Origin of the sequence: Tsukamurella sp. 1534, from assembly GCF_000312385.1 — a bacterium.
In the GTDB taxonomy this organism is placed as follows: domain Bacteria; phylum Actinomycetota; class Actinomycetes; order Mycobacteriales; family Mycobacteriaceae; genus Tsukamurella.
Map to the genome: position 1 here is coordinate 2,100,886 of NZ_HE997626.1, position 18,407 is coordinate 2,119,292.

An 18,407-nucleotide genomic window follows, 5' to 3' on the forward strand; every position below is an offset into this window, starting at 1 on the left:
GCGGTCCCGACGAAGACCGTCACTCAGCATCCGGGGCCCGCGCGTGCGACGACGAACGCCACGCCCACAAAGCCCCTGGCGCCCGGCAACGGCGGTACGTACGACGTGCCCTGCACCGGGCCCGATCAGGGCACGGTCTGCACGAACCCGAATCACGGCGCTGGCACTGTTCCCGGGGAGAACGGCGGCGACGGTTCCGCCTCCGCGCCTGAGCAGCGCGACGACGATCCGGGTGGGAAGCCATGCACTACCGGCAACGGCGACTCAGGCACCTACGTGTACTCGGACGACACCAACGGCTGGGTCTGCCAGATCGGGTGAACGGACCCCGAGTGCTCGCACTAGCGGGAAGTCCGGCCTCTCGTAGGCCTCGGCCATCGCTCAGGCGCGATCGGAGACGTCATCTCGGGTGTACATGCCGATGGCGGCGACCGCAGCAGTGAGTCCTAGTGCGGCCTAAAGACTCATCATTACCGACGACTAATGGAAGGAGTCGGCAAGGTCTAGGGTATGAAGAAAGTCGCGACGATCCCGCTCAGATAACGGATCGCCCGAGACGATCGCATGGCCGAGCCCCCCTTTCGCTCCAGCAAGATCAAACACGTAGTTCTTCATAAGCCCTTTTCCGTGATTGGTGAATCCACGGATCACGGGCTTTTGATAACCAAAGTAGTTCTCGTCGTCAGGGGTAAAGAACTGCCAATAAAGATTCGGGTAGCGATCGATGATGATGTCGCCGAGATAGATGGCGATATCGATAACAACGGAGTACCAGCGAGATGACAGCATTCCAGGAGCTTCAGGGATGGGTGGATTGTGGCCTTCGACGTTGGCGATGAACCAGTCGTTGACCGCTTGGATCGACGCGTCGTCGGTGCCGGTTGGGATACCGTTGAGCTCCAGCAGCTTGCGGAACTGTTGCTTGCGTTGGGGCTTCTGTGCAAGCCAGTTCTCGTACTGGGCTCGCGCTCCATCGCGTGTGTCATCCTCTGGGCGTGTGGGAGAGATTACAGTGTATTCCTCGTAGTCGCCCCAATTTACTGAGCCGGTCATATTTTGATCACCCCGGGATGTCGCGGGTGTGTAGTGGTGGTCCGGGGCTCAGGCGGAGAAGGCCGCTGCTCCGGCGGGCACCGGGCCGACGGCGCCGGCCAGGACGAGCTGCGACAGGTACTCGTCGAAGGTCGGGGCGACGAGGGATTCGATGCCGCCGTCGCGGCGGTCGGTGTCCACGACGACGACCGACGGTGCGGTCCGCAGCCCGGTGTCGTCGGCGGCCGATCGCCGGTAGTCGAGGCAGAGGTCCCAGTGGCCGCCACCGTCGAACGGGATGAGCCACTCCGCGCCGTCGGGGGACGGGGCGAAGGTGGGGTCCGTGTGCCACCACGCGCCCTTGCGGATCGCCCAGAACCCGGGGCCGATCCCGCGGATCACGCTGTGCGGAACGTCGAAGTTCCGCGGCGCGGGGAAGGTGAAGCGGGTGAGTCCGCCGTTCTGGATTCCCAGGGCCCCGACGAGCGGTTCGGGCAGGCGAACGCCCAGCTCGCGCTCGGTCTCGCGCAGCGCCTCGACCGTGAGCATCGGCTGAAGGTAGCCGTCGAGCGGCGGGTGCTGCCAGAGTCGCCAGAGATCCATACCCGCCATCCTACTTTGCCCGCATGAAGATTCTGTGGAGGCGAGCGAGTGTTGATCGAAATGTTGACGATTTGATGTATGCGGGTGTGACGATCGGTCGACGTGAGGCGGTGTTGTGGCCTCGGACTCAGTCCGGGCCTGTGCCGGAGTCCGGTATCCCCGGTGTAACGAGTGTGTGGTGGTTGCCGAACCAAAGCACATGGCGTGCCGTTCGAGCGCGCTCCTCGTGGAGGTGGACGCATGGCCAGGTCATCAGGAATCCTCGCGCTGGTCTCGGTGGCGCTGCTCGTGGGCGCGTGCGGGAACGGCGGAACCACGGATGGCGCACCGTCGACCTTCTCGAGCCCGGAGACGACCGCACGGCCGGGCACCGGCGCATCGGGAACCGGTACCGCCGCGAGCGGGGCGACGGCCGACGAACGGCCGGCGTCGGCGGGCAGCGGGAAGTGCCTGGATCTGGCGTCGCCGGTCGTCACCGACGCCGTGGCGAAGCTGCCGTCGTTCCGCGGTGTCGGGTACACAGCTCTGCGCGGCACCGACGCGCGGGAGGGCGCCTGCCCGGAGCTGATGTGGGCCCAGGCCTACCTGCGGGGCGGCACGGGCAGCTCGCCCGAGTGGGTCCTGTTCTTCGACCGGCGGGGATATCTCGGCACCGCCACGGACCGGTACGTCTCGTTCACGTCCGTCACCGGCAACGCGGGGGACACCGTCTCGGTCCAGTACCGCTGGCTGCGGCCCGGCGACACCACCGCGGGCGTCTCCGGCGGCCCCGTCACGGTGAACTACAGCCTGATCGGGCGCACCGTCACCCCCGACCGCGACGTTCCGCCCGAGGTGTTCGACGGTGGCGCGTCCCCGACGGCGACGACCACCACGACCGCGAGGCCCGCTTCGCACTGCCCCGAAGCCACGCCGGAGACGTTGCGCTCCAACGCCGAATCCAATTGGGGCGACCGGATCGCCAAGCCGTTCACCGTGGACGACGTGCGGTGCGCCGACGAGTGGGCGACGGCGCGGATCCCCGCCCGCGACGCGTACCCGCAGAACGCGCGACTGCTGTTCCGCTACACCGGCGGCGGCTGGAGCGGCGTGGCGTTCGGCAGCGGCTTCTCCTGCACCGAGAAGGGCGTCCCCGCGGCGACGGCCGAGAAGCTCGGCTGCTCTTGAGTGTCCGGCGCTCCGGCGCCGACCGCGTCACCGGCCGTCGAGTCGCTCCAGGTGTCTGCGGACGACGCCCTCCAGGAGGTCCGCCGAGTAGTGGTCGGGGCGCAGCGCCGCGTCGGTGGCGAGGCCGTCGAGGAGCGCGGAGAGTCCCTCCACGTCGAGATCGAATTCCGCGTCGCCGCCGGCGAGGTGACCGGCCTCCCGGACGCGGGTGAGGACCTCGCGGACGAGAGATCGTACGCCCGAGTGGAATTCGTCGACGATGGGGGAGAGTTCGGGCCTCGTGAGCGCGCTGATGCTGAGCGCCAGCCACGCGCTCGTCTCGCGCCGGCGGGGTTCGTCGAGCGGCAGTGTCTCGCAGAGTATCTGCACCGTGATCGCGCGCCGGTCCCGCAGATCCGGGGCGGCTGATGCGGCGAACGCCGGTTCCGCCGTGCGCAGGACCCGGCCGCGGATCCCCTCGGCCAAGCGTCGCATCGCGAACCCGAGCATCGCGGCCTGGCTGTCGAAGTAGTGGCGGACCGAGCCGACGACGAGTCCGGCCTCCTTCGCGACGTTGGCGAACGTCGCCTGGTCGGTGCCGCCGCGGGCGATCACGGTCACGACGGCATCGGCGATGGCGGCCCGCCGCTCCTCCGGATCCACGATCTTCGGCACCTTCTCTTTATAGCATCACGATGCTATCTTCTTATTTGGCACAGTCATGCTAAATAAGAACGGAGACGTGATGACGGACGCTCTCATCGTCGGGGCCATCTTCGTGGCCATCGTCCTGACCACACAGATCGGCTACCGCCGCCACACCACGCTCCTCGCCGTGATGCCCTTCGTCACCAGCGCGATCATCGGCTACCTCATCCTCGGGACGGGCGAGCACCATTACGTCTCCGGCGACGGTGCGCTCGCGATCGCCGGGGCCGCGGCCGGCGTGATGTTCGGACTGGCGCTCAATCCCGTGATGGACGTGCGCCGCGATCCCGAGCGCGGCGGCCGCCTGTACACCCGGGCGGGCTGGGCCTACCTCGGGATCTGGCTGTTGGTCCTCGGGGGTCGCTGCGTCTTCGTCGCCGCGTTGGAGCGGTCCCCGGCGTTCGCCACCCGGTTCGGGGAGTTCCTCGATGCCGTGCACGGGGGGCCCGACGGGGTAGGCGCCTTCTTCCTGCTCGCCGCGCTCGGCATGAGCCTGACCCGTGAGGTGGCGATCCTGGTCCGCGCCAGGCGCATTCCCCGTCCGCCGATCCGGATGCCCGACCGGGTGTCCGAGCCCGCCTGACGCGGCGGCCACGGCACCGTCCCGTCGAAATCGGGCACTATGGTCGGATGACGAAAGTGCACGCCCTCGTGCTGCTCGGCTCGCTGGCTGCCACAACGGCCCTCACCGTCGCGCTCGGTACGAAGGATCCGGCCGCGCCGCTGTCCTATCCGAGCAGGTTCCTGATCTGGAACCTCTTCCTGGCGTGGATCCCCATGGTGTTCGCCGTCGGTTTCGCGATGGTGCGCCGCCGCGTGTGGCTGGTCCCTCTCGGCCTCGGGTGGCTCGCGTTCCTGCCGAACGCGCCGTATCTGGTGACCGACCTGGTGCACCTCGGCGAGGGGTACGAGCTGTGGCGGCACGTGCTGCAGTACGGGTTCGCCGCGTGGACCGGCATCCTCCTGGGCGTGGTCTCCATGCTGCTGGTGCACCGCCGCCTCGACCGCGACGTGGGGGCCGCGTGGGGCTGGGCCGCCGTCGCGCTGTCCGTCGCGCTGTGCGCCGTCGGCGTGGTGATCGGGCGTTTCCAGCGGTGGAACTCCTGGGACCTGGTCACGCGTCCCGACGCCGTCGTCTCCGCGACCTTCGACTGGGTGCGGGCCCCGCTGTCGTCCGTGCAGTCGACCGGGGTCGCCGTCGCGGTGGCCGCGTTCTTCGGCCTCGCCTACCTCACGGTGTGGGCCCTGAGCGGCCTTCGTCCCGAGGCGAAGGCCGCCCAGCCGGCGTCCTAACCGCCCGCCGGCTCCGGGATGTCGTCGTTGCCCGGGCCGCTGAACGTCGGCTGCCCCTGGGCGGGCTCGGGCACGTCGCCGTCACCTCCGGGGCCGGTGAAGGTCGGCTGGCCCTGGGCGGGCTCGGGGATGTCGTCGCCCGCGTCGGGCTGTCGCGGCTGGGTGGCGCCCGGCGTGGCCTTCGGGGCGGTGGCGTGGGGCTTCGGTGCGGCGGTGGTGTGGCCGGGAGTCTGCTTCTGCCCGCCCGTGCCGCCGTGGCCACCGGGGTGGCCCTGCTCGCCCGTCATTCCGTGGCCCGCGCCCGCGCCTCCGTTCTCGCCCGACGGGGCCTGACCGGTGACGCCGCTGTTCGGGGCGGACGACGGTGCCGGGGTCGCGTCGTCGCCCGAGCATCCCGCCAGCGCCAGCCCGGGAACGGCGGCGAGGGCGATCAGCGCGGATCGTGCCTTCATCGATGTGCGTGTGGTCATGGCGGTTCCTCTCGTGATGTGCGGGCCCGCCGTGGTCTGGACGGTCCTCGGGGCGTGGTCCGGCCGCGTCAGGGGCGGGGTGCGACGACGGCGCGCGGGCCGTGTTCCGCGACGGTGGTGATGAGGGAGTTGATCGTGGGCCACCACTTGTTGTGCACATCGATCACCTCGCCGTGGCCGATCGCCGGTAGTTCCACGAGCGCGGCGGAACCGCCACGCGCCCGGTGCTTCTCGACGTACTCGGCGGCCTCGCGGGGCGGCACCACGGTGTCGCCCGTGCCGGTCACCGCGAGCAGCGGGATCGCGGGATCGAGGCGCTCCAGAGGGTCGACCAGCGCGTAGCGATCCGGGACCTCGTCGGGTGTTCCGCCCAGGGCGCGCTTGACGTGGTCGTTCTTGGTGAGCGACAGCCGCATGTCGAGGACGCCGGCGAGGGTGACGACGGCATGTGGGCGGACGGCGGGAGCTGCCCCCGGGGCACCGTCGGGCAGTGTGTGCCTGCCCGCGGTCCACGCCGCGAGCTGTCCGCCCGCGGAGTGGCCGACCACGGTGATCCGGCTCGTGTCCATCTCCGGCGCCGTGTCGCGGAGCTTCATCACGTGGTCCACGCCCCGCGCGAGGTCGGTGAAGGTCGTGGGCCAGCCGCCGCCCTCGCCGACCCTGCGGTAGTTGACGTTCCACACCACGTAGCCCTCTGCTGCGAGGCTGCGCGCGATGGGAGCCACGTACGAGGCGTCGGGGCCCTTGAGCCAGCCGCCGCCGTGGATCAGGACGATGACGGGGGTGCCGCCGGCGGCCTGCGGGGGCGTGGGGCGGTACAGGTACCCGGTCAGGTCGTCCGCTGCGTCCGCCGTCGCCGGGTCGTAGACGTGCGCGCTCTCGCTGACCCCGGTCTCGGCGGCCCGGGTCGCCGGCTCCCAGGGGCGGACCAGCAGTACGGCGACGATCGCGAGCGCCGCCACGACGACCGCCGCCACCCCGATCACGAGCCCGGTTCGACCGCGACTGACCATGAGTCGCAATCTAGCCCAAATCGGTCGTGTGCGACAAACATTCGCAAACCGCAGATAGCGGACAAGCAGGGTTAGCCGCGGACGCGGTACCGCAAACAGGTCACACCGTTCGAGAATCCGGTGGCGCCCAGCAGGTCCAGGCGATCGACCCGGACGTCGTCCGGGAACAGGCCGCGGCCTCGGCCCTGGACCGCGGGGTACACGAACAGGCGGTACTCGTCGACGACGCCGGCGGCGATCAGGCTGTGGCACAGCGTGATGCTCCCGGTTGCCACGATATCGTCGCCGTCCGCGCGTTTGAGCGCGCGGACCTCGTCGATCGGGTCACCGGAGAGGACCACCGAGTTCCGCCAACCGGGATCGGTCATCGTGGAACTCACGACGTACTTCCGCACCTCGTTGAGCTGGTCGGTGATGCCCGTCGTGTCATCGGTCTGCTCGGGCCAGTAGCCGCGGAAGTCCTCGAACGTCTGCCGCCCGAGGAGGACCGCGTCACAGTGTTCGTCCTGGCGGTGGATCTCCGCGAGCTGGTCCGGGGCCTCCGCCGTCGGGTCGAACCAATCGTCCAGCATCTCGATCCGGCCGTCCAGGGTGATGTTCTGGGTGATCGCCAACGTGCGCATGATGCTCTCCTCTCCCGGGCGGCCCGTCGACCGCCCTTTCCCTGTGTAGACCTTCCGAGAGCCGGAAACTCATCGATCTGCGAGGAGATGACATTGTGCCGCGCATTCGGGCACCATGGTGGTGTGGCGGGAACATCACGGCCGGCCGTGGAGATGCTGTGGGAGCAGGGCGATCCCGAGTCGGTGATCACGGCACGCTTCGGATTCGACGATTCCGTGCACGCGGCGCGGTGGCTGACCGCGGTCGTCCACGAAGACTGGGGGATCACGGTTCGCGCCTGCGACAGAATAGTGATGAGCAGTGCCAACGCGCTCGCGTGGCTCGATACCGACGACGGGGCACTCATCGCGAAGTGGTGCGTCGCCGCCGATCTGACCGAGCACCTACGGGAGGTCGCAGAAACCGTCGCCGCGGTCTGTGCGGACGGGATCCCTGTGTCGGCGCCACTGCTGACGCGAACGGGTGCGGTTCACCGGGAGCGTGATCGCCTCGGCCTGCAGCGCGTGATACCCGGCCACCTCCTGGACGTCGCAGATCCAGCGGCGGTCCGCGCGGCTGGTCGGATGCTGGGGCGGCTGCATCGGGCTCTCGCTCGCCGACCGATACACGGTCGCGCCGGTGAGACCGATCGTCCCCGCGCCCTGAGCGAGAGGGTCGGGGAGTGGCTCGCCGCGCGTTCCGCGCACGCGCCCGCTGCCGCATGCGCGGAACTCGGACGTTTGATCGATGCCGCGCCGTCCGACGATCTGCCCCGGCAACTGGTCCATTTCGACTTCCGCGCGGCGAACCTGCTCTGCCAGGGAGCACGAATCACCGGTGTCCTCGACTTCGAGCAGCTCGCCGTGGACCACGCGGTCACCGATGTCGCGCGCTCCGCCGTCCTACTCGGGACCCGGTACCACGATTGGGCACCGCTGTCGGGTGCCGCGAGATCCGATTTCCTGGCCGCCTACCGGAGCGAGCGCCCGCTGACACGGGAGGAGGCGGCGTGGCTGGACATAGCGACCCTCTGGACCTCGTTGGCGATGATCCCGGCCGGTGCCGATCCCGCAGGCTGGGCCTCCGCCGCAGACGATCTCGCCGCGGAACTCAGCGAAGGAGGTGGCGGCGCAGCGCGGGGATGAGCGCGGGCCACGTGGACGGCGGCGGAATCTCGTGGCCGACGCCGGTGAGTCGGATCAGGCGCGAACCGGCGATCATGCGACTGAGGGCGACGCCGTGGCCGATGGGGAACATCGGGTCGTCGACGCTGTGGACCACGAGGGTCGGCGCCGTGATGCGTGCGGGATCTGTCGGCTCCGCGGATTCGACCAGGAAGTGGTTTCCCATGGACGACTGCATGTTCCGGCTCCGTCGTACCTCGGCGGCCGCGAGCGTGCGCACCCGCTCCTCGTCGATGCCGCCCGGCCCGGCGTAGGGTCGTTCGACGGCGACGCGGTAGTCGATCACGGCGGCCTCGTCGGACCAGTCGATCTCCGGTTCGGGATCCTCCCAGGAGGCGGCGACGGTGTCCGTCGGCGCGGGCAGCGGACCGTGATCGCCCCCGGCAGGGCTGGTCTCGATCAACGTCGACGTCAGCACGCGGTGCGGGTGGTGCGCCGCCAGGTACTGCGCGATCCCGCCGCCCATCGACATGCCGATCAGGTGCGCCCGCTCGATCGCGAGCGCATCGAGGAGGCGAAGCGGGTCGGTCGCCAGATCGGTGCCGTTGTACTCGGGACGCCCCGGAGGCGAGCAGGACGACTGCCCCGTATCGCGATGGTCGTACCGGATCACCTGGAGGTCATCGTCGGCGAGCAGGGTGCAGAACTCCGTCGTCCACCACCCCATCGACTGCGCGCCGCCGGCGATGAGGAGGACGGCCGGCGCGCCCCGCGGGCCGTGCCGGTCCACCGCCAGCTCCACAGCACCAGCGCTGAGGATCTCCATGGCCCCTCCCGCCGTCCGGCTCAGCTGACTGTCATCACCGTATCCCGCGCGCGGCGGCCGCGGCGGCGATCAGGGCCTCCGCCTGGTGCACGATGTCCCGGCGCTGCTTCGCGAACGCCGCGGTGGACAGCTCCGGTCCGGTGAGGGAGTCGTACTCGATGGCCGGGGTGTGCAGGTGGCCGCCGCCGATATCGGTGCGGCCCAGCGCGGTCCGCAGCCGGTTGACCCGGTACATCGACTCGTTCGACAGGTAGTCCCCTCCGCCACCTTTGACCGCGGTCCAACCCGGCTTCGGCCCGTCGTCGGTGCACGACGCGGGGCCCGCACCGTCGCGCCCGCATGCGTCGGGGTTGAGCCGCACGGTGAACGGGCCCGTCCCGGCGGCGACCATCGCCCGCCAGGGCAGCGTGGTCTCGATGAACTGCGGGTTGCTCGCCGGCTGCGCCCACCGGGGCGACAACGGCACCTGACCGCTGATCTCCTCGTTGAGGTTGTCCTTGCGGCCGCCGCGGTTCGCCCCCGCCCACTGCTCGATGTCGAAGGACTTCCGCGCCTGGCTGACCGTGATCGCCAGGTCGGCGTCCGCGGCGCCGCGGGACAGGTGCGGACCGTACGCGTCTTCGACGATGCCCTTGTCGAACTCCGACCAGGTGACGGGCAGCATGACCGCCTGCACCACCGCGGGGCCGTTCGGTGTCTGAATCGTCTTGCCGTCCATGACGAGCGCGATCGCGCCGGACGGATTCGAGCGACGGATCTGCTCGTCGAGGATGAACGGGTCGAAGCCCGACATCATGATCCGCGTGGTCCCGGGGCCACTCGGGAATCCCGTGTCCGTGATCCCGCGGGAGGCGTAGTCGAGGGCGTGCAGCGCGTCGGGCAGCGCCGCCGCGCGGGCGGGATCCCCTCCCGCCCAGGACTTGAGGGCGGAGGTCATCGCGAGCCGGGCCCAGTAGAGCCCGCGGTCGTCGTGATCCCCGGCCGTCGTCGCGTGTTCGGACTGGACCGCCCTCACGGCTTTCTTCCACAGGGCCGCTCCCGATTCCGGAGCGAGGCGCCGCGCTTCGCCGGGGGAGGCGTCACGCAGCCGGGAGACGAATCGGGCCACGTCCTGATCGAGGCCGTCGGCCTCGATGAACGCCGCGGAGGCGCGCCGGTCGGTTCCGGGAATCGTCGTGGTGAGTCGCTGTTCTTCGACGGTGAGCCCCATCGGGGCGGCGGAGGCGAGCCCGGGGGCCGCAGTGGCGGCGACGAGGCAGACTGTGGCGGCGGCCGCGGCGCGGGTGGTGACGCGGCGGGGCGTGCGGGTGCGGGGCATGGATGGCCTTCCGTGCTACTGGGCGGCGGGCTTCGGCGCGGCGGACAGGAGTTCGAGGTCCTCGTCGGTATCGGGGTCGCGGCCGAGCATCATGCCGGCGATGGTCAGCGCGGCGGACACGGCGACGTACACCGCGATCGAGACCCAGGTGCCGGTGTTCTTGAACAGCATCGTGAACAGCAGCGGTGCCATGGCGCCGCCCGCGACCCCGGCGAAGGTGTACGCGAGCGAACTGCCCGAGTAGCGCAGCCGGGCGGGGAACTGCTCGGTGATGAACGCCGCCTGCGGCCCGTACATGAGCGCGTGCAGGATCATGCCGACGACGATGCTGAGCGTGAGCAGGATCCGGCTGTCGTTTCCGATGAGCACGAACAGGATCGGGACCCAGACGGCGGTGGCGAGGGCGCCGATGCCGTACACCCACCGCCGGTTGACGCGATCGGTGAGCCAGCCCGAGAACGGCATGACCACGATCTGCGTCGCGGATCCGATCATCACGGCGGTCAGCACCTCGCTGGTCGCGTAGCCCAGCTGCTTCGTGGCGTACGTGGCGAGGAAGACGGTGAGCAGCGAGTACAGCACGTCGGGGCACAGCCGCGAGAAGGCGGCGGCCAGCAGGGCGCGGGGATGCGTCTTGAGCACCTCGATCACCGGTGCGGCGGGCGGTTCCTCGCGTTCCTGCAGTGCCTGGAACACGGGTGTCTCCTCGAGGCGGAGCCGGATCATCAGACCGAAGGCGACGAGGATCGCCGAGGCGAGGAAGCCGATGCGCCAGCCCCAGCTGCGGAACGACTCGTCCGTGAGCACCGCCGCCAGCCCGGCGAGCACGCCGTTGGCCATGAGATTGCCGACCGGCACGCCGATCTGGGCCGCGGACGCCCAGAGGCCGCGGCTGCGCGGATCGGCGAACTCGCTGGACAGCAGCACGGCGCCGCCCCATTCGCCGCCGACGCCGATGCCCTGGGCGAAGCGCAGGAGTACCAGTAGCGCGGACGCGGTGATGCCGAGTGTGGCGTGGCTCGGCAGCAGGCCGATGAGCACCGTGGCGCCGCCGATCAGCAGCAGGGTGGCGACGAGAACGTTCTTGCGCCCGATCTTGTCGCCGAGCCGGCCGAACACGATCCCGCCGATGGGGCGGGCGAAGTAGCCCACCGCGAAGGTCGAGAACGACAGGATCAGGCCGATGTACGGGTCGCCGGACGGGAAGAACACCGACGGGAACACGACGGCCGACGCGACCGAGTACAGCGCGAAGTCGTAGTACTCCAGCGAGGTGCCGGTCAGGCTGGCTATGTATGCCTTCACCGCGCCTGGTGAGCGCGCGGGCACGTTTTCGGTGCTGGTCATGAGGGATCGCCTTCCACGGGGCAGTGCTCGAAGTGGTTGGCGATCAACGTAGGCGATTGTTGAACAATATTGAAGAGGTATCGCCGAATTTGTTCAACAATTTTCGCGATCGTTACATCGCCCCAGGTGAGTGAGGGTGCCTCATGCGCCGGGCGATGTCCGTTCTCGGTGCGGGACCGTCAGCCGCGCCACTCGATCCGTTCGACCTGCTCCGGCGGCCACTGCTTCGGCGGCGCGAACGGCGCGCCCGGCAGCGGAGTCACGGAGACGGCCGAGGCGGGCTTGGCGGCGGGCGTCCCGTCCTCGTCGAGGAGGTAGATCCACTGCCGGTATCCCGCGTCGTCCCGGACGAACCGCACCTGCACGCTCGACCCCAGCGGAATCGGCGCGAGGTACTCGATGATCGCGCGGTGCGGCGACGCCAGTAGCGGGTCGCCGTTCAGATCGTCCTCCACCAGCTGCCAGTACGCCGCGTTGTTGAAGTGCTGATACGGATCGAAATCGGTGGCCCGCAGCCGCACGTCGTAATCGCGCTCCGAGGGCTCCGGCGGCGTCTCGGTGTTCAGGGCCTTCCAGCGCAGCCGGGTCTCCGCCACGTACTGCTGCAGGTACTCCATGCCGCCGTCGGAGATGTGCGTCGGCATCCCGGATTCGGCGCTGAACCGGATCCAGAACGCCTCCGTCTCGATGTGCCCGCCCGCGCTGCCGCGCAACGTGATCCGCATGTTGCACCACCGCGAGCTGGTCGACTCGCACCACCGCAGCAGGTGCACGTCCGAGGGCCAGTGCAGCGGCTCGTGGACGTCGATGATCGACCGTCGCACCAGCCAGTACGGGTCGGTGGCGTCGAAGCCGCGGTGGAACATCTCGTCGTTGGCCATGTCCTGCAGATAGCGGGCGACCCCGTCGAGCCGTACGCGGCGCTCGGGATTCACGTCACCGGTGCGGACGGGCCACGATCGCTCGAACGAGGGGCCGGGAGGCGTTTCCTGCAGGAATTCGTAGGTCGACGGTGTCGGGCGGGCTCCGGGGTTCGTCACGCAGCCGACCCTAGTACTGACACACTGTGCGCGTGGCCGAGGTGACGATCGTGGGTGCGGGTGTTGTCGGGTTGTCGTGCGCGGTGCGGCTGTTGGAGGCCGGGCACGATGTGCGGGTGTACGGACGAGAGTTGCCTCCGCACGTGACGTCCGCCGTGGCCGCCGCGGTCTGGTACCCGTACCTCGCCGAACCGCGGGACCGCGTCACGGGCTGGTCCGCGGCGGCGCTCACCGAGTTCACCCGGCTCGCGGGCAGCGGGGCCGACGGCGTCGCCATGACCCCCGGCACCGAGATCTTCCGCGAACCCGTCGACGAGCCGTGGTGGACCTCCGCGGTCCCCGAGGTGCGTCGCGTCGACGAACCCCGCCCCGGCTACGCCGAAGGCTGGAGCTTCGTGTCCCCGGTCATCGAGATGCCCGTGTACCTGCCCTGGCTGCTCGGGCGCGTCCGCGAGCTGGGCGGCACCGTCGAACAGCGGGACGTGCGCTCCCTGACCGAGTTCGGCGGCACCGTCGTCAACGCCCCCGGCCTCGGCGCCCGCGAACTGGTGGGCGACGCCGCGATGGAGCCCGTGCGCGGGCAGGTCGTGTACCTGGAGCAGGTGGGGCTGGACCGGTGGTGGATCGACGATTCCGCGATCGAGCTGGGCGTCACGACCTACGTCGTTCCGCGCAGCCGCGACATCGTGGTCGGAGGCACCGAGGACCACGGCGCCGAGGACCTCGCCGTGGATCCCGCCACCGCCGACGCGATCCTCGAACGCGCTCGCGCCCTCGTACCGGAGCTCGCCGGCGCCCGGGTGCTCGGCCACAACGTCGGCCTCCGCCCTGCACGCCCGACGGTGCGCCTCGAACGCGAGGGCGACGTCATCCACTGCTACGGCCACGGCGGCGCGGGTGTCACGCTCAGCTGGGGATGCGCGGACGAGGTCGCCGCCCTCGTGTGACCGGTGCACTCCCTCTGGGGACGGCGTCTCCCCAGAGGCGGCGTGTTCTCCCCATGATCGTGGTCATGGGGAGAGGTGCCGCCCTATAGGGGGAACGCGGGGGTGGGGGAACGCGGGCGGGGAGAACCGTTCCGATCCTCGCGAATCGGACGTACCGTGGAGGCATGTGCCGGAACATCACTGAACTGCGGGGACTCGAGCCCGCCGCCACCGACGAGGAGATCGAGGCCGCCGCGCGGCAGTACGTGCGCAAGGTCTCGGGCATCCAGAAGACCAGCGACGCCAACCGCGAGGCGTTCGAGACCGCCGTCGCCAAGGTCACCGCCGCCACCGAGGAACTGCTCGACCTGCTGCCCGCGCGGCGTCAGCCGCCCAAGACGGTGCCCCCGCTGCGCCGTCCCGAAGTGCGCGCCCGGATCGCCGCCCGAGAAGCCGCCGCCGGGTGACCGAACTCGAGTCGCCCATCGCTGCCAGGATCGCCGTCGCCGGGTGGATCGAGCTCGACGACGGCACCGTCGAGGTCACCTCAGCCGGCGGACGCCTCGTCGACGGTCTGCCCGGCTGATCCGCCCGCCGCGGGCCCGGCGTCGGAGTCGCCCGTAGGACGCCCGTCCGTGACCGAGGTGCCCGACGTGGCCGAGGTATCGGAATCGCTTGCCGTCGAGGACGTTTCGGCCGGCACGTCCTTCTCGTCGGACGCGGACGCTTCCCCGGACGGGGCGGGCCGCTCGGCGGGCGCGGGCGTCTCCATCGCGTCGGCGATGTTCGACGCCGCCCGCGATGTGGTGTCCGCGACGATCCGCACGTTCTCCTCCGTCACCTCCCGCGCGGCATCCGCGCCCGCGCCCACCGCGGCGACGGGGTCCCCGGTCGACGCCAGCGTGGACGCGGCGGCGTCGGCGGTCTGCGTCACGCCGAGCAGCGACAGCTCCGGGACGTAGAACGCCGCCGCGAAGAAGACGTTCGTGGCCTCGACCGCCGTGACCTCGACCGGACCCCGCGGCTGCGGAGTGGTCCCGAAGACCGGGGGCGTGGTGAGCGGGGGAGGGGTCGGCGCCGTCGGCGGTAGCGGCTCCCGCAGCGCCGCGAGCAGGTCGGACCGCAGCCCGTCGACCGACCCCGTTCCGCCGCCGATCCGCAGCAGGTCCACCATGGCGATCAGCACGCCGTTCTGGAACCGCGGCACCACCTGGTTCAGGTCGTTCCCGATGATCCCCGTCATCGCGGCGTCGGCGGGCCCGGTCATCAAGGAGGCGCCCGATCCCAGCGCCGCCAGCGGATCGCCGGACTCCGTCGCCGCGCCCAGGAACGCGCCGGGCGCGGCCACCGCACCCGCAGGCACCGTCGCCGCGCCCTGTGCCGCGTACGGGCAGATCACCGAACAGTTCTGGAACTGGTTCCGCACGAACTGACCCAGAAGGGACCCCGGCGGCGGCGCGGCCGCTCCGGCGGGAGCGGCGGCCAGGCTCACAGCCGCCGCGACGGCCAGGGCGATCCGTGAGCGCATGGTCCTGAATCTACGCCCGCTGTGATGTGAATCACAGCCCTGCGAACGCCGATCTCCACCCCCGACTCCACCCGCGGGTGGATCCCTCCGCCGCAGATCAGCGGCACAGTTCTCGGCATGAACCCGCCACCCGGCGCCCCGGCGCTCACCCTCACCGCGCTCACCAAGGCCTATCGATCGCCCTCCGGCGACCATGTCACCGCCGTCGACGGCATCGACCTCGCCGTCCGGCCCGGCGAGATCGTCGCCTTCCTCGGACCCAACGGCGCCGGGAAGAGCACGACCATCGACATGATCCTCGGGCTCGTTCCGCCCGACTCCGGTGCCGTCACCGTCTTCGGGCTGACGCCGGAGGAGGCCGTCCGACGGGGCCGCGTCGCCGCGGTGCAGCAGACCGGCGGCCTCCTGCCCACCCTCACCGTGCAGGACACCGTCGAGCTGATCGCCGCCCTGCATCCGCACGCCGATCCCGCCGCCGCGATCGCCCGCGCCGGCCTCGACGAGCTGCGCGGGCGGACCGTCGGGAAGTGCTCCGGCGGCCAGCAGCAGGCGCTGCGGTTCGCCCTGGCCCTGCTGTCGGATCCCGACCTGCTGATCCTCGACGAGCCCACCGCCGGGATGGACGTGGACGCTCGGCGCCGGTTCTGGGCCTCGGTCCGCGAGGACGCCGCGCGCGGCACCACCGTCCTGTTCGCCACCCATTACCTCGACGAGGCCGATCAATTCGCCGATCGCGTCGTGATGATCGCCGCCGGCGGGATCGTGGCCGACGGGGCCACCGCCGACGTCCGGGCGACCGCCACCGGCCGGCAGCTGTCCGCCGTGGTCGGGCCCGACGACGCCTCCGCGCTCCTCGCCGCCGTGCCGGGCGTGCGCGTCGCCGAGGTCCGCGGCGACCGCACCGTGTTCACCGCCGAACCGGGCGCCTCCGACGAGGCCCTGCGCTACCTGCTCACCGCCACCGCCGCACGCGACGTGGAGGCCACCACCCACGGCCTCGAGGACGCGTACGTCCAGCTCACGAAGGATCACCGATGACCGCGAACCCCACCCTCGACACCGCCCTGCCAGGCGGCGTCACTCCCCGCTACCTGCTCCTCGACGTCCGCCGGCTGTTCCGCAACCGGCAGACCCTCCTCATCACCGCCGTGCTGCCCGTGGTGCTCTATCTCGCCCTGTTCCGGCAGCGCGGCGTGGACGCCCGGTTCGCGCACGGCGATTTCGCCGCCTGGATGATGATCGGCCTCGCCCTCTACGGCGCCGCCGCCGCGGCCACCACGACCGCCGCGGCCGTCGCCTCCGAGCGGTCCACGGGCTGGGTCCGCACGCTGCGGCTCACGCCGCTGCGGCCGCGGGCGTACATCGTGACCAAGGTGCTCGGCGCGCTCGCCGTCGCCGCGCTGCCCGTGCTCATCGTGGGCGCCCTCGGCGCGGCGACGGGCGCGCGCGCCGACGCGCGGGTCTGGGTGTTCTCGCTGCTGCTGGCGTGGCTCGGGTCCGCCGTCTTCGGTGCGCTCGGGCTCGCCCTCGGCCTCGCGCTCAAGCCGGAGATCGTGCTGCACGTGCCCGGCCTGCTGCTCACGGTGCTCGCGTTCGCAGGGAACGTCTTCTTCCCACTGTCCGGCGCCGCGCTCACCGCGTCGCAGTTCACCCCGATGTACGGCGTCGCCGCCCTCGCGCGGTACCCGCTCACGGACGGGTGGCAGCTGACCGGCGAGCACACCTCGATCCTCGTGGCCGTGGTCAACGTGCTGGTCTGGCTGGCCGTGTTCGGGAGCGTCGGGGCCGTGGCCTACCGGCGCGGCGCCGCCCGGTAGGGTGGATCGACGGGATTGTGAGCCGAATCACAGCGGCGTAGCCTGAGGGCATGTCCACTTCAACCGATCGGTCCACCCCGAACCTCGTCCAGCGGGTGAAGTACCTGATGGGTATGCGCCTGCCCGATTCGATGCGCGACTGGGTCATCCGGGACGCCACCGGCCCCGGCCACAACCGCCGCTACTTCACGCGCGGGGCGATGATGTTCATCCCGTTCGTCCTGGTCGCGCTGCTCCTCCCGTCACCCGTGTGGGTCAAGGTGGCGCTCGTCGCCATGATGCTGCTGCCCGCCGTGGTCTTCATCGGCGGCCTGCGCAGCATCTACCTGCAGGAGTTGCTGGCGGACAACGACCTCGACCCGCACATCGAGAGCGGGGCGCAGCGACGCGAGCACGAGCGCCAGGCCCGGGTCTACGAGGCCAAGTACCGGCACCGCGCCGCGTAGGTACGCTCGCGCGGGTGACCGAGCAGCGCACATGGCGACCGGGGCACGTCCTCGACCTGCACGGCACCGTCGGCGTGCTCCGCCGGGGCCCGCACGACCCCGCGTTCGCCCGGACGCCCGACGGTGCGCTGTGGCGCGCCGTGCACACCCCCGACGGCCCCGGCGCGCTGCGCCTACGGCACACCGGAGACGCCGTCACGGCGCACGCGTGGGGGAGCGGCGCCGCCTGGCTGCTGGAGCACGCGCCCGCCATGGCCGGCGCGGACGACGACCCGTCGGCCCTCGTTCCCCGGCACGCGGTCGTCGAGGCCGCCGTCGCGGCGTCGCCCGGCCTGCGGCTCGCCCGCACGAACCGGGTCTGGGAGGCCCTCGTCCCCGCGGTCCTGGAGCAGAAGGTGGTCGGTGCCGAGGCCTGGCGCGCGTGGCGCCACCTGGTACGACGGTTCGGCACGCCCGCCCCGATCCCGCACGTCGACGGCGCGCCCCGGCTCGTCGTCCCGCCCCGCCGCGAGGACTGGGCCGCGATCCCCACCTGGGATTGGCACCGCGCCGGCGTCGAGCCGGTCCGGATGCGCACCCTGGTCGGGGCGAGCGCCGTCGCCGTCGAACACCGGGCGGCCCGGCTGGGCGCCCTCCCCGGGATCGGTCCGTGGACCGTGGCCGAGGTGCTGGGGCGGGCGCACGGGGACCCGGACGCCGTCCCCGTGGGCGACTACCACCTGCCGCGGATCGTGGGAACAGCCCTGGTCGGCGAGGCGTTGGACGATGCGGGCATGCTGGAGGCGCTCCAGCCCTACGCGGGTCAGCGGGGGCGGGTCATCCGCCTGCTGGTGCGCGGCGGTACGGACCGCGAGCGACGGGGCCCGCGGGTGTCGGTCCGGGACTACCGCAGGCTGTGACGGGAACCTTTTTGACCGCCGTGAGTTGATGCAGGTAAGCTTGGTCGCCGTGCCTGGTGTGCCAGGACGATCTCTCGTGTCCATATGGTCAGGCCGGACCTCCGGAACCAACCGTGCGGCACACGACACGCCCGACCTCGGGGTACGCGCGAGGCGGGTAGCTACTTCCCGGAAACGGGACTGACCAGCGGAAACGGTGCGAGCCGGAATCGCAGGTGGGGCCGCGCTGCGGAGGTCTCGTTCTCTCTCGAGAGCGCGGGACTTGCCC

Annotated in this window: 22 protein-coding genes; 11 read left to right on the plus strand and 11 right to left on the minus strand. The window is 70.9% G+C overall.

The genetic code is table 11. From position 1 onward, the window contains the following. Positions 1-480: 480 nt before the first annotated feature. Positions 481-1,053, minus strand: coding sequence for a hypothetical protein (locus tag BN39_RS23210; protein WP_148281461.1), 573 nt, complete (start codon positions 1,051-1,053; stop codon positions 481-483). Positions 1,054-1,101: 48 nt separating this feature from the next. Beyond that, the gene (locus tag BN39_RS10150) at positions 1,102-1,635 is read right to left on the minus strand and encodes an SMI1/KNR4 family protein (protein ID WP_019202286.1); all 534 of its coding nucleotides are present in this window, start codon (positions 1,633-1,635) and stop codon (positions 1,102-1,104) included. A 240-nt stretch (positions 1,636-1,875) separates the two neighbouring features. Here BN39_RS10150 and BN39_RS22220 point away from each other — a divergent pair, with 240 nt between their 5' ends. Next, complete coding sequence (locus BN39_RS22220; RefSeq protein ID WP_081585984.1) at positions 1,876-2,802, plus strand: LppP/LprE family lipoprotein; 927 nt, start codon at positions 1,876-1,878, stop codon at positions 2,800-2,802. A 27-nt stretch (positions 2,803-2,829) separates the two neighbouring features. On the opposite strand, the gene BN39_RS10160 is transcribed toward BN39_RS22220, so the two are convergent. Further along, complete coding sequence (locus BN39_RS10160) at positions 2,830-3,456, minus strand: TetR/AcrR family transcriptional regulator (RefSeq protein ID WP_019202288.1); 627 nt, start codon at positions 3,454-3,456, stop codon at positions 2,830-2,832. 70 nt (positions 3,457-3,526) lie between these two features. Here BN39_RS10160 and BN39_RS10165 point away from each other — a divergent pair, with 70 nt between their 5' ends. Then, positions 3,527-4,072, plus strand: coding sequence for a hypothetical protein (locus BN39_RS10165; RefSeq protein WP_019202289.1), 546 nt, complete (start codon positions 3,527-3,529; stop codon positions 4,070-4,072). 47 nt (positions 4,073-4,119) lie between these two features. Next, complete coding sequence (locus BN39_RS10170; RefSeq protein ID WP_019202290.1) at positions 4,120-4,782, plus strand: DUF1361 domain-containing protein; 663 nt, start codon at positions 4,120-4,122, stop codon at positions 4,780-4,782. Here the strand turns inward: BN39_RS10170 and BN39_RS10175 are convergent. The 3 genes from BN39_RS10175 to BN39_RS10185 all read right to left on the minus strand — a co-directional run bounded on the left by BN39_RS10175 (position 4,779) and on the right by BN39_RS10185 (position 6,888). Beyond that, positions 4,779-5,252 (minus strand): hypothetical protein, encoded by a 474-nt coding sequence (locus BN39_RS10175; RefSeq protein ID WP_019202291.1) that lies wholly within the window; start codon positions 5,250-5,252, stop codon positions 4,779-4,781. The genes BN39_RS10170 and BN39_RS10175 overlap by 4 nt on opposite strands. 68 nt (positions 5,253-5,320) lie before the next feature. Then, complete coding sequence (locus tag BN39_RS10180; RefSeq protein ID WP_081585985.1) at positions 5,321-6,265, minus strand: S9 family peptidase; 945 nt, start codon at positions 6,263-6,265, stop codon at positions 5,321-5,323. A 71-nt stretch (positions 6,266-6,336) separates the two neighbouring features. After that, a complete protein-coding gene (locus BN39_RS10185) occupies positions 6,337-6,888 on the minus strand; it encodes a dihydrofolate reductase family protein (protein WP_019202293.1) in 552 nt (183 codons plus the stop codon). Positions 6,889-7,104: 216 nt separating this feature from the next. On the opposite strand from BN39_RS10185, the gene BN39_RS10190 reads away from it, so the two are divergent. Continuing rightward, the gene (locus BN39_RS10190) at positions 7,105-8,013 is read left to right on the plus strand and encodes a phosphotransferase (protein ID WP_159103239.1); all 909 of its coding nucleotides are present in this window, start codon (positions 7,105-7,107) and stop codon (positions 8,011-8,013) included. On the opposite strand, the gene BN39_RS10195 is transcribed toward BN39_RS10190, so the two are convergent. From BN39_RS10195 to BN39_RS10210, 4 genes are all read right to left on the minus strand, one after another. After that, complete coding sequence (locus BN39_RS10195; RefSeq protein WP_040766141.1) at positions 7,979-8,818, minus strand: alpha/beta fold hydrolase; 840 nt, start codon at positions 8,816-8,818, stop codon at positions 7,979-7,981. The two genes, BN39_RS10190 and BN39_RS10195, sit on opposite strands and share 35 nt — an antisense overlap. A 34-nt stretch (positions 8,819-8,852) precedes the next feature. Further along, complete coding sequence (locus BN39_RS10200) at positions 8,853-10,136, minus strand: hypothetical protein (RefSeq protein WP_019202296.1); 1,284 nt, start codon at positions 10,134-10,136, stop codon at positions 8,853-8,855. Positions 10,137-10,151: 15 nt separating this feature from the next. After that, a complete protein-coding gene (locus tag BN39_RS10205; protein WP_040766142.1) occupies positions 10,152-11,483 on the minus strand; it encodes an MFS transporter in 1,332 nt (443 codons plus the stop codon). 179 nt (positions 11,484-11,662) lie between these two features. Beyond that, the gene (locus BN39_RS10210) at positions 11,663-12,523 is read right to left on the minus strand and encodes an acyl-[acyl-carrier-protein] thioesterase (protein WP_019202298.1); all 861 of its coding nucleotides are present in this window, start codon (positions 12,521-12,523) and stop codon (positions 11,663-11,665) included. A 32-nt stretch (positions 12,524-12,555) separates the two neighbouring features. Between BN39_RS10210 and BN39_RS10215 the strand changes: the two genes are divergently transcribed. The 3 genes from BN39_RS10215 to BN39_RS23965 all read left to right on the plus strand — a co-directional run bounded on the left by BN39_RS10215 (position 12,556) and on the right by BN39_RS23965 (position 14,035). Continuing rightward, positions 12,556-13,470, plus strand: a complete 915-nt coding sequence (locus BN39_RS10215; protein ID WP_040766144.1) for an FAD-binding oxidoreductase — start codon at positions 12,556-12,558, stop codon at positions 13,468-13,470. A 164-nt stretch (positions 13,471-13,634) separates the two neighbouring features. Next, a complete protein-coding gene (locus tag BN39_RS10220) occupies positions 13,635-13,916 on the plus strand; it encodes a DUF2277 domain-containing protein (RefSeq protein ID WP_019202300.1) in 282 nt (93 codons plus the stop codon). Further along, positions 13,913-14,035: a hypothetical protein gene (locus BN39_RS23965; protein WP_019202301.1), complete on the plus strand. Its 123-nt coding sequence runs from the start codon at positions 13,913-13,915 to the stop codon at positions 14,033-14,035. Before BN39_RS10220 ends, BN39_RS23965 begins: the two co-directional genes overlap by 4 nt. Here the strand turns inward: BN39_RS23965 and BN39_RS10225 are convergent. Beyond that, positions 13,997-14,977: a hypothetical protein gene (locus BN39_RS10225; RefSeq protein ID WP_019202302.1), complete on the minus strand. Its 981-nt coding sequence runs from the start codon at positions 14,975-14,977 to the stop codon at positions 13,997-13,999. The genes BN39_RS23965 and BN39_RS10225 overlap by 39 nt on opposite strands. Positions 14,978-15,094: 117 nt before the next feature. On the opposite strand from BN39_RS10225, the gene BN39_RS10230 reads away from it, so the two are divergent. From BN39_RS10230 to BN39_RS10245, 4 genes are read left to right on the plus strand one after another with little or no spacing between them, the layout of a single operon-like run. Then, positions 15,095-16,015 (plus strand): ABC transporter ATP-binding protein, encoded by a 921-nt coding sequence (locus tag BN39_RS10230; RefSeq protein ID WP_019202303.1) that lies wholly within the window; start codon positions 15,095-15,097, stop codon positions 16,013-16,015. Then, positions 16,012-16,794 (plus strand): ABC transporter permease, encoded by a 783-nt coding sequence (locus BN39_RS10235; protein WP_019202304.1) that lies wholly within the window; start codon positions 16,012-16,014, stop codon positions 16,792-16,794. Before BN39_RS10230 ends, BN39_RS10235 begins: the two co-directional genes overlap by 4 nt. 50 nt (positions 16,795-16,844) lie before the next feature. Beyond that, positions 16,845-17,240 (plus strand): DUF5313 family protein, encoded by a 396-nt coding sequence (locus tag BN39_RS10240; protein WP_040766148.1) that lies wholly within the window; start codon positions 16,845-16,847, stop codon positions 17,238-17,240. A 14-nt stretch (positions 17,241-17,254) separates the two neighbouring features. Further along, positions 17,255-18,139, plus strand: coding sequence for a DNA-3-methyladenine glycosylase (locus BN39_RS10245; protein WP_019202306.1), 885 nt, complete (start codon positions 17,255-17,257; stop codon positions 18,137-18,139). Positions 18,140-18,407: the final 268 nt, after the last annotated feature.

Coding starts and splice junctions, on each gene's coding strand:
- BN39_RS10235 (WP_019202304.1), top strand. CDS start 16,012: ATGACCGCGAACCCCACCCTCGACACCGCCCTGCCAGGCGGCGTCACT.
- BN39_RS10150 (WP_019202286.1), bottom strand. CDS start 1,635: ATGGATCTCTGGCGACTCTGGCAGCACCCGCCGCTCGACGGCTACCTT.
- BN39_RS10200 (WP_019202296.1), bottom strand. CDS start 10,136: ATGCCCCGCACCCGCACGCCCCGCCGCGTCACCACCCGCGCCGCGGCC.
- BN39_RS10195 (WP_040766141.1), bottom strand. CDS start 8,818: ATGGAGATCCTCAGCGCTGGTGCTGTGGAGCTGGCGGTGGACCGGCAC.
- BN39_RS10225 (WP_019202302.1), bottom strand. CDS start 14,977: ATGCGCTCACGGATCGCCCTGGCCGTCGCGGCGGCTGTGAGCCTGGCC.
- BN39_RS22220 (WP_081585984.1), top strand. CDS start 1,876: ATGGCCAGGTCATCAGGAATCCTCGCGCTGGTCTCGGTGGCGCTGCTC.
- BN39_RS10170 (WP_019202290.1), top strand. CDS start 4,120: ATGACGAAAGTGCACGCCCTCGTGCTGCTCGGCTCGCTGGCTGCCACA.
- BN39_RS23210 (WP_148281461.1), bottom strand. CDS start 1,053: ATGACCGGCTCAGTAAATTGGGGCGACTACGAGGAATACACTGTAATC.
- BN39_RS10185 (WP_019202293.1), bottom strand. CDS start 6,888: ATGCGCACGTTGGCGATCACCCAGAACATCACCCTGGACGGCCGGATC.
- BN39_RS10180 (WP_081585985.1), bottom strand. CDS start 6,265: ATGGTCAGTCGCGGTCGAACCGGGCTCGTGATCGGGGTGGCGGCGGTC.
- BN39_RS10240 (WP_040766148.1), top strand. CDS start 16,845: ATGTCCACTTCAACCGATCGGTCCACCCCGAACCTCGTCCAGCGGGTG.
- BN39_RS10175 (WP_019202291.1), bottom strand. CDS start 5,252: ATGACCACACGCACATCGATGAAGGCACGATCCGCGCTGATCGCCCTC.
- BN39_RS10165 (WP_019202289.1), top strand. CDS start 3,527: ATGACGGACGCTCTCATCGTCGGGGCCATCTTCGTGGCCATCGTCCTG.
- BN39_RS10220 (WP_019202300.1), top strand. CDS start 13,635: ATGTGCCGGAACATCACTGAACTGCGGGGACTCGAGCCCGCCGCCACC.
- BN39_RS10205 (WP_040766142.1), bottom strand. CDS start 11,483: ATGACCAGCACCGAAAACGTGCCCGCGCGCTCACCAGGCGCGGTGAAG.
- BN39_RS10230 (WP_019202303.1), top strand. CDS start 15,095: ATGAACCCGCCACCCGGCGCCCCGGCGCTCACCCTCACCGCGCTCACC.